Source organism: Corynebacterium sp. MSK044 (assembly GCF_030232825.1).
GTDB lineage: Bacteria > Actinomycetota > Actinomycetes > Mycobacteriales > Mycobacteriaceae > Corynebacterium.
In genome coordinates, this window is the sequence record NZ_JASPJJ010000032.1 from 1 (window position 1) to 7,928 (window position 7,928).

Genomic DNA, 7,928 nt, shown 5'->3' on the forward strand with positions numbered 1-7,928 from the left:
TTCCGAACCCGGAAGCTAAGCCCACCCGCGCTGATGGTACTGCACCCGGGAGGGTGTGGGAGAGTAAGTTACCGCCGACCTAAAAACACAAATAAACAACTACATAACCCAACGCGGCACCCCCACACCACAGTGACGGGTGCCGCGTTACTTGCATACCCAGTTTGAACATCGCATCTCACCCCCACACACCACCAGGGAAAACACGAAACAGATTCCACAATCATCAAACCAACCCGAACCGTGAACTGTACTGTCCGGTATGTGATGGCGTTGCTTTCGTGTAGTTTCGTGTCGTGTACTTTGTGGCGTGCCCGCGTGCGTCATTGCCAACGTAGTTAGGGGAGACAGGTGGTCACTGTGGGCCGGCATTCAAGAGCTGAAGAGGACCTGCAAGAGGGGGCGGCTGCGAGGGCAGTGAGCCTGGTAAAGACATACGGCAGCGGTGATACCCAGGTGACAGCGCTGGACGGGGTGAGCGTGAAGTTCGCGCGTCACCAGTTCACTGCCATCATGGGGCCGAGTGGCTCTGGTAAGTCGACGCTTATGCATGCGATGGCTGGGCTGGATTCTTTCACTTCTGGTTCGGCCTACATCGGGGATACGGATCTAGCTACGCTCAACGACAAGGAACTCACGGCGCTGCGCCGTGACCGTCTTGGGTTTATCTTCCAGTCGTTCAACTTGGTGCCTACGCTCACCGCGGCGGAGAATATCACTTTGCCCACGGATATCGCTGGCGGTCAGATAGATCAGGAGTGGTTCGAGGAGATCACTACGCGCCTTGGTTTGGCTAACCGGCTGAGCCACCGTCCGAGTGAGCTTTCGGGTGGACAGCAGCAGCGTGTGGCTTGCGCGAGGGCGCTGGTGAGCCGTCCGGAGATTATCTTCGGGGATGAGCCGACGGGCAACCTCGATTCGAATTCATCCCGTGAGGTGCTGGAGATCCTGCGTGCGGCGGTGGATGGGGATGAGCAGACGGTGGTTATCGTGACGCATGATGCCCGGGCGGCGTCATACGCGGATCGCGTGGTGTTTCTTGCGGATGGGAACATCGTCGACGAGATGTACGACCCGACGATGGAGCGCATCCTGTCCACGATGTCGGGGATTGAGGGCTAATGGCTAGCGCTTTAACCAAGGTATCGCTGCGGAATATTGCAGCTCATAAGCTTCGTCTCGCGCTCACGGTTCTGGCGGTGGTGCTGGGCACCGCGTTCATCGCTGGGTCGCTGATGTTCACCACGATGTTGGGTAAGACCTTTGACTCGGCTGTCGCAAGTGCTTTCGCGGACGATGATGCGGTCGTGCGTGGAAAAGAGCAGGGTGCGCCAGTGCCGCTGGAGCTTCGGGATGTCATTGGGGCGGATCCCGACGTCAACAAGGTCAACATCAGTGGTCGCACGGCGGTTGTTGTGGCGGATAGTGGCCGTAACGCGTATCAGACAGGTGCTGGCGTTTCCGAGGTCCACATTTACTATCCGCCAGCAGATGCGGTGGGGTCGGTCCCCGAGATCGTCGAGGGTGATGCACCCAGCGGCGTAGGCGAGGCGATTGTGAACGCAAAGGGGGCCGACAAGTATGGAATCTCCATCGGTGATGAACTCATTGTTGTGGATACCCAGGCCACTCAGAACATGAAGGTAACCGGTTTCTATACCAATGAGCTGGATCAGGGGATGTCGCTGACGTTGCGCATCCCGGAAGAGTCGTACCTGCAGTTCTATGCCTCGTACGGGACGGTCCCTGGGTTCTCGGTCAGCGCGAAGGACGGGGTTGATCCGGAGCAGCTCACCGCGCATCTCGCGGAGGCGTTCCCGGAGTATGAGGTCAAGGAAGGCCAGACGCTTGCCGACGAAGCCTCTGAAGAAATCCGCAACGCCCTCAGTTTCGTCAGCTACTTCCTCATCGCTTTTGGGCTTGTGGGTCTGCTGGTGGGTACGTTCCTCATCGCTAATACCTTCTCCATGATCGTGGCGCAGAGGACGAAGGAGTTTGCGCTGTTGAGGGCATTGGGGGCGTCGAAAAGCCAGATTACGCGGTCCGTGGTTGTGGAAGCCGCGATTGTTGGTGTGATTGGCTCGGCGATTGGCGTGCTGGCGGGTGCTGGTCTGGTCGCTGTGATTCGTATGATCATGGAACGCCAAGGCATGGAGCTACCCGGGGCGGGCTGGGGCGTATCTGTTCAGGCTGTTGCAGCGCCCATCGTGGTGGGTGCGCTGGTGACGGTGGCCTCAGCGTGGGCTCCGGCGCGACGTGCGGGGCGGGTGCAGCCGGTGGAGGCCATGCGCTCAAGTGAGTCTGCGACACCACAACCACTGAAGGCCCGCACTTTGGTCGGCGCGGTGTTGCTGCTCATCGGTGCGGGTCTTGCTGCATGGGGTGTTCTGTGGGAGGACGGCTCAACGGGGCCACGCGCGGGACTCGTTGGCGGTGCCGCGGTGCTGGCAATCATCGGACTGTTTCTGGCAGGACCGGCGCTGTCGATGCCGATCGTGCCGGCGCTAGGTAAGGGGATCGGAGCGCCGTTCGGGGCCGTGGGTTCGTTGGCTGCGACGAACTCGAAGCGGAATCCCCGGCGTGCATCGGCCACGGCGTTCGCGTTGATGCTGGGCGTGGCGCTGGTAACGGCGTTTGGCATGCTGGGCACCTCCATGCAGCGCTCGGTGGACGACATCCTCGAAGATGAGATCACCGCCGATCTTGTTATGTACGGCCCCCAGTTTGGTGCCTTCCCTGTTCCGGGTGATGTGCCGGGCAAGGTGGAAGCGGCCGAGGGCGTGGGGGATGTGATCACATACTCGCAGGCGCCCCTGACGGTGAATGGCAGAGCTGCCTACGAAATGGGCCCCATGAAGCTCAGTGACGTGATGAATGGCGACCCGGGCCGTCTCACCGTCATCGAGATGGCCGACGGCACTTCAGATCTGACGGACGGTGGTGTTATTCTGCCCCAGCCGTACGCCAAGGAACACAACCTTCAAGTCGGGGATGTTGTGGACGTTGATTCGCCGCTCAGCCAAGACGGACCCGTGCAGGCGGAGGTGAAGGGCATCTTCGGCAAATCCAACATCTTGGAATCTTTTGTCATCTCTCGGGCGACGGCGGACAAGCTGGTGCGACCGGATCAAGAGACCATCGTCATGGTCGGGGCCAGCAACGATGGCAGCGTGGATGAAGACACTCTCCGTGCCAACGTGGAGAAGGCGGTGAAGGACAGCATCATCGTCCAGGTGCGCACCCGGGATGAATTCGGTGGGGAGGCTAAGCAGCTGATCACCCAGATGCTGTACATCCTGTATGCGCTGTTGTCATTGGCGGTGGTGATTGCGGTACTGGGCATCATCAACACGCTGACGCTCTCCGTCATTGAGCGCCGCCAGGAGATCGGCATGCTGCGCGCCGTCGGCACGCAGCGTCGCCAGGTGCGCACCATGATCATTTTGGAATCTGTGCAGATCGCGGTCTTCGGTGCCCTGCTCGGTGTGCTCACCGGCCTCGCGCTGGGGTGGGCATTCCTGACTGTGCTGAAGGATCAAGGCCTATCGAATATTGCCTACCCATGGAGCTTGCTCGCCGCGATGTTGGTGAGCTCCCTGGTTGTCGGTGTTGTTGCGGCGCTGTGGCCGGCGCAGCGCGCAGCGAAAACACCGCCGCTTGATGCCATCGCTGAGTAATGGGCTAAAACGCCGGAATGAGCTGCAATCCCACACGCAGGCCGTACCACGCAGCAATCACGCCGGCGACGCAGGTCAGGGTGGTGTAGCGCAGCAGTGGCCACCACTGTTTGCGCTCCACCATCTGGCCCATCTCCTTAGCCATGGTGGACAAGGTGGATACGGCACCGCCGAAACCGGCACCCAAAAAGGCTGGCCACATGGAGGGCATCGCCGCGGAAAAGCCAAGCACAGCCGACCCGATGAGGTTGGCGGCCCACGTTCCAGGCGTGCCCTTCAACACCACGCTCAACGCCCAGCGGGTCAATCCGCCGAGGAACGCGCCAAAGCCCACGAAGACGAACAACAGAAAGATCGTGCGTGCGCCATCGCCGGTGCTCAAAGCTTCGCGCAGGTGAGAGCCGACAACGCCGTCGGGGCCTAAGAATTGGGGGGTGCGTGGGGTCATGGGGCGACCGATCGTCGATAAGCATTTCCTAGTTCCCACGCGGCGAGGCCTACGATCATCGTGCCCGCCATGTACATGAAGGCGTGCAGGGCGCTGGTCTGCATGGCCAGGAAGGAGACGGCAGAAAACGTAGTGAACCCGCCGATCATCCCGCGACCCCAAAACGGGCCTGGGTCGAAGCGTCCCATGAGGAAACAGCCGATCAAGTTGATGATGAAGATGATGATGATCTCTGCCGGCGGCTCCGGCGCAAGCAACGGTGTGAACGCAAAACGTGCAAGCGCACCGAAAGACGCGCCGAAACCAATGGCGAGGCCTTCCTTGAGTGCATTATTCAACACGTGTACACGGTAACGCACCCACCCCCACCGCGGTAAAAGAAGGTTTCACGTGGCGGAGTAATGCAAAGCGGGGGAAGATGGGGGTAGACGGATAGGCACGACCGCATAAGGAGTAAGCATGACGCACGAAAGAGCCGGCCAACCCGCCCGCCCCGAGGATCTCATTGATATTGCGGAGGTGGTTACCGCCTACTACACGCGCGAGATTGATCCGCATGATCCGGACCAGCAGGTGGTGTTTGGCACGTCGGGTCACCGTGGTTCCAGCTTGGATAATGCGTTTAACCAACAGCATATTTGGGCGACGACGCAGGCAATCGTGGATTACCGCCGCGAGAATGCGATCGGCGGTCCCGTGTACATCGGGCGCGATACGCACGCGTTGAGTGAGCCCGCGATGGTGTCGGCGCTCGAAGTACTCATTGCGAATGACATCGCCGTGCTTGTCGACGATCACGGGCGCTACACCCCCACCCCCGCAGTCTCCCATGCGATCCTGGCGCACAATGCCTCCCTGACTGGTGGAGTGACCGGCACGGATCCGAAGCGTGCGGACGGCATTGTGATCACCCCATCCCACAACCCGCCACGCGATGGTGGCTTCAAATACAATCCGCCATCAGGCGGCCCGGCGGATACGGACGCGACGGATTGGATTGCGGCACGCGCGAACGCGTACTTGGCGCAGGGCCTTGAGGGGGTGCAGCGTACCCCAGTCAGTGGTGTGCTGGATCCGCGGGCAGGCAAGCACTCCTTCATGCAGAATTACGTGGCTGACCTAGTCAATGTGGTGGACATTGATGCGATTCGTTCTTCTGGTTTGAGCATCGGTGCGGACCCGATGGGTGGGGCCTCAGTGGACTACTGGGGTGCCATCGCGGAGGCACACGGTCTAAACCTCACCGTGGTGAACCCTGAGGTGGACGCTACCTGGCGGTTCATGACATTGGATACGGACGGCAAGATCCGCATGGACTGCTCCTCGCCGAACTCCATGGCCAGCCTGGTGGCCAACCGCGATAAGTACGACATTGCTACCGGCAATGATGCGGACGCGGACCGCCACGGCATTGTCACCCCGGATGCGGGACTGATGAATCCGAACCACTACCTCGCCGTGGCCATTGAGTACCTGTTCGCGCACCGTGAGGGCTGGGCGCCGGATACGGCGGTGGGGAAGACGTTGGTGTCGTCCTCGATGATTGACCGCGTGGTGGCCTCGCTGGGCCGCAAACTCGTCGAGGTGCCCGTGGGCTTCAAATGGTTTGTGCCGGGGCTCATTGACGGCTCCGTGGGCTTCGGCGGCGAAGAATCCGCCGGCGCCTCCTTCCTGCGCAAGGACGGCACGGTGTGGTCGACGGACAAGGACGGCCTCATCATGGACCTGCTCGCCTCGGAGATCACGGCGGTGACGGGTAAGACCCCTTCGCAACGCTATGGGGAGCTGGAGGCAACCTTCGGCGCACCCGTCTACGCGCGCACCGATGCGGAAGCGAACCGTGAGCAGAAAGCCACCCTGAAGAAGCTCTCGCCTGAGCAAGTCACGGCCACGACCTTGGCAGGGGATCCGATCACCGCCAAACTCACCGACGCCCCTGGTAACGGCGCCGCCATCGGTGGGCTGAAGGTGACCACCGAGCACGCCTGGTTCGCAGCCCGCCCGTCCGGCACAGAGGACAAGTACAAGATCTATGCCGAATCCTTCAAGGGCGAAGAGCACCTAGAGCAGGTGCAGAAGGAAGCACAGGATGTTGTCAGCGCAGTGTTAGGGGAAAGCTAGGGGAGCGGTAGGCGAAGACCCCCTACTTTCGGCTAGTGTCATGTAGGTGACGATTCAACAGGATTCTCCAGTGGCGCCCGTAGTGCAGACGTCGAGAAGCGATCGCGTGCTTGATGTTTTGTCGGCGCTTGCCCGGTTCGGCTTGGCCTTCATGTGGATCTGGGCTGGGGCGACTAAGCTAGACAACCGTCTTCTGGTCACGCAGAGCATCGAGGCGTATGACATCTTCACCCCGTATTGGTCGCATCTTCTAGCTGGTTTGATTGGCCCGCTTGAGATCGCCGGCGGCCTTATCCTTCTTCTGGGTATCAAGTTGCGCCCAGCAGGCTGGGTGTCCGTGGGGGTGCTCCTGTTGTTCATCATCGGCTTGGCATCTGCTTATAGCCGTGGCCTGCAAATTGATTGTGGGTGCTTCGGGCCGGATCCGGATAGCTCCCCGACTGATTTGCTGTGGGCGATTGCGCGCGACGTTGGCTACATCGCGGTGACGGTGTTCATGATCTACCGTCCGTTTAAGAAATTCGCGTTGTACCCCTAAACTTTCTTGGTAAAACAGCCCAACCTCTGACTCTAAAGGTGATGTACTGTGACTTCCTCTTCCAAGCCGAATGCGACTAAAGGTGCTTCGCGGTCGGTGACAAACCCGAATTCGTCGGGAAGCAAAGGCTTCTGGGCGGCGATGGCTGCGCTGGTGCTCATCGGTGCGCTGGTGATCGGCCTCATCGTGTACAACGGCCGTGGTGCCCAAGCTGACCGCATTGCGGAAAACATGCAGAAGGTTGATGGGGTGAGCTTGTCGCTTACAGATAACGTGATCACCCTGAGCGGCGACAACGCTGACGATGCGAAAGAAGCTGGCATTTACGAGGACTTCTCCTGCCACTACTGCGGTGAGCTGGCGATGAACACGGATGATCAGATGCTGTCCAAGATCCAGGCCGGTGAACTCACCGTGAACCTGCACCCACTGATCTTCCTGGACGGCACAGGTGACAAATACAACGCGGGCCACTCCACGCGTGCTCTTGCCGCTGTGCTTGCCCTGGCTGATAAAGGTGAAATTGAAGCGTACTGGAACCTCCGCAAGGCGCTGATGGAGCAGCAGCAGAACCTCTACGCCACCGCGGACAACGACACGTTGGCGGATCTTGCGCACGACTTCGGTGCGTCCAAGGGTGCGGTCGAGGCAATCCGCAACGGCGAGTACACCGACCGCGCCAAGGCAATGGGCGAGGCAAATGAGAAGGATCTCGTGGACAAGACCGGTGACCTCTCCTCACCGCGCGTGCTTGTCGACGGCAAGGATGTCCCCTCCAACCCCCTCGCCAACTGGATTGACGACCTCTTCGCTTAAAACCGCAGCTCTTAAAACCGCAGCCAGCAAGCGATTTTGGTCTCGCCCACCAGCGGGTGTATATTGATCGGAGTTGCACGGCGAACATTGGCCTAAAATCCCAGTTCGCCGGAGCTACGGGGCTATGGCGCAGCTGGTAGCGCACCACACTGGCAGTGTGGGGGTCACGGGTTCGAATCCCGTTAGCTCCACAAGATGAGATCTGCCCCGACTGATGGCGGGGCAGCTTTTTTGTTTCGGTTAGAAGCCGAGGGTTAAGGGTCAAAAAGTGTGTCTGGCCCCGGCGTGTCGTGGGGTTAGATTTGGCCTTTTTGGATGCCGATTGAGT

Annotated in this window: 7 protein-coding genes, 1 tRNA gene and 1 rRNA gene; 7 read left to right on the top strand and 2 right to left on the bottom strand. The window is 60.2% G+C overall.

The window, feature by feature from the left end:
- From rrf to QP994_RS10675, 3 genes are all read left to right on the top strand, one after another.
- Positions 1-80, top strand: a 5S ribosomal RNA gene (gene rrf, locus QP994_RS10665); the annotation flags it as partial.
- 271 nt (positions 81-351) lie between these two features.
- Positions 352-1,122 carry an ABC transporter ATP-binding protein gene (locus QP994_RS10670; protein ID WP_284866749.1) on the top strand — a complete coding sequence of 257 codons (771 nt, stop codon included), beginning with the start codon at positions 352-354 and terminating at the stop codon, positions 1,120-1,122.
- Positions 1,122-3,677, top strand: a complete 2,556-nt coding sequence (locus QP994_RS10675) for an ABC transporter permease (protein ID WP_284866751.1) — start codon at positions 1,122-1,124, stop codon at positions 3,675-3,677. Before QP994_RS10670 ends, QP994_RS10675 begins: the two co-directional genes overlap by 1 nt.
- A 4-nt stretch (positions 3,678-3,681) precedes the next feature.
- Here the strand turns inward: QP994_RS10675 and QP994_RS10680 are convergent, their stop codons facing one another.
- Together QP994_RS10680 and QP994_RS10685 are read right to left on the bottom strand one after the other, a co-directional pair.
- A complete protein-coding gene (locus QP994_RS10680; RefSeq protein ID WP_284866753.1) occupies positions 3,682-4,125 on the bottom strand; it encodes a FluC/FEX family fluoride channel in 444 nt (147 codons plus the stop codon).
- Positions 4,122-4,466 carry a CrcB family protein gene (locus tag QP994_RS10685; RefSeq protein ID WP_284866755.1) on the bottom strand — a complete coding sequence of 115 codons (345 nt, stop codon included), beginning with the start codon at positions 4,464-4,466 and terminating at the stop codon, positions 4,122-4,124. Before QP994_RS10685 ends, QP994_RS10680 begins: the two co-directional genes overlap by 4 nt.
- 118 nt (positions 4,467-4,584) lie before the next feature.
- Between QP994_RS10685 and pgm the strand changes: the two genes are divergently transcribed.
- The 4 genes from pgm (at position 4,585) to QP994_RS10705 (ending at position 7,791) form a co-directional block, all read left to right on the top strand.
- Positions 4,585-6,246 (top strand): phosphoglucomutase (alpha-D-glucose-1,6-bisphosphate-dependent), encoded by a 1,662-nt coding sequence (gene pgm / locus QP994_RS10690; RefSeq protein ID WP_284866756.1) that lies wholly within the window; start codon positions 4,585-4,587, stop codon positions 6,244-6,246.
- A 46-nt stretch (positions 6,247-6,292) separates the two neighbouring features.
- Positions 6,293-6,784 (top strand): MauE/DoxX family redox-associated membrane protein, encoded by a 492-nt coding sequence (locus QP994_RS10695; protein WP_284866758.1) that lies wholly within the window; start codon positions 6,293-6,295, stop codon positions 6,782-6,784.
- 48 nt (positions 6,785-6,832) lie between these two features.
- Complete coding sequence (locus tag QP994_RS10700; RefSeq protein WP_284856414.1) at positions 6,833-7,600, top strand: DsbA family protein; 768 nt, start codon at positions 6,833-6,835, stop codon at positions 7,598-7,600.
- 118 nt (positions 7,601-7,718) lie between these two features.
- A tRNA-Ala gene (locus QP994_RS10705) sits at positions 7,719-7,791 on the top strand.
- Positions 7,792-7,928: the final 137 nt, after the last annotated feature.

Coding starts and splice junctions, on each gene's coding strand:
- QP994_RS10675 (WP_284866751.1), top strand. CDS start 1,122: ATGGCTAGCGCTTTAACCAAGGTATCGCTGCGGAATATTGCAGCTCAT.
- QP994_RS10680 (WP_284866753.1), bottom strand. CDS start 4,125: ATGACCCCACGCACCCCCCAATTCTTAGGCCCCGACGGCGTTGTCGGC.
- pgm (WP_284866756.1), top strand. CDS start 4,585: ATGACGCACGAAAGAGCCGGCCAACCCGCCCGCCCCGAGGATCTCATT.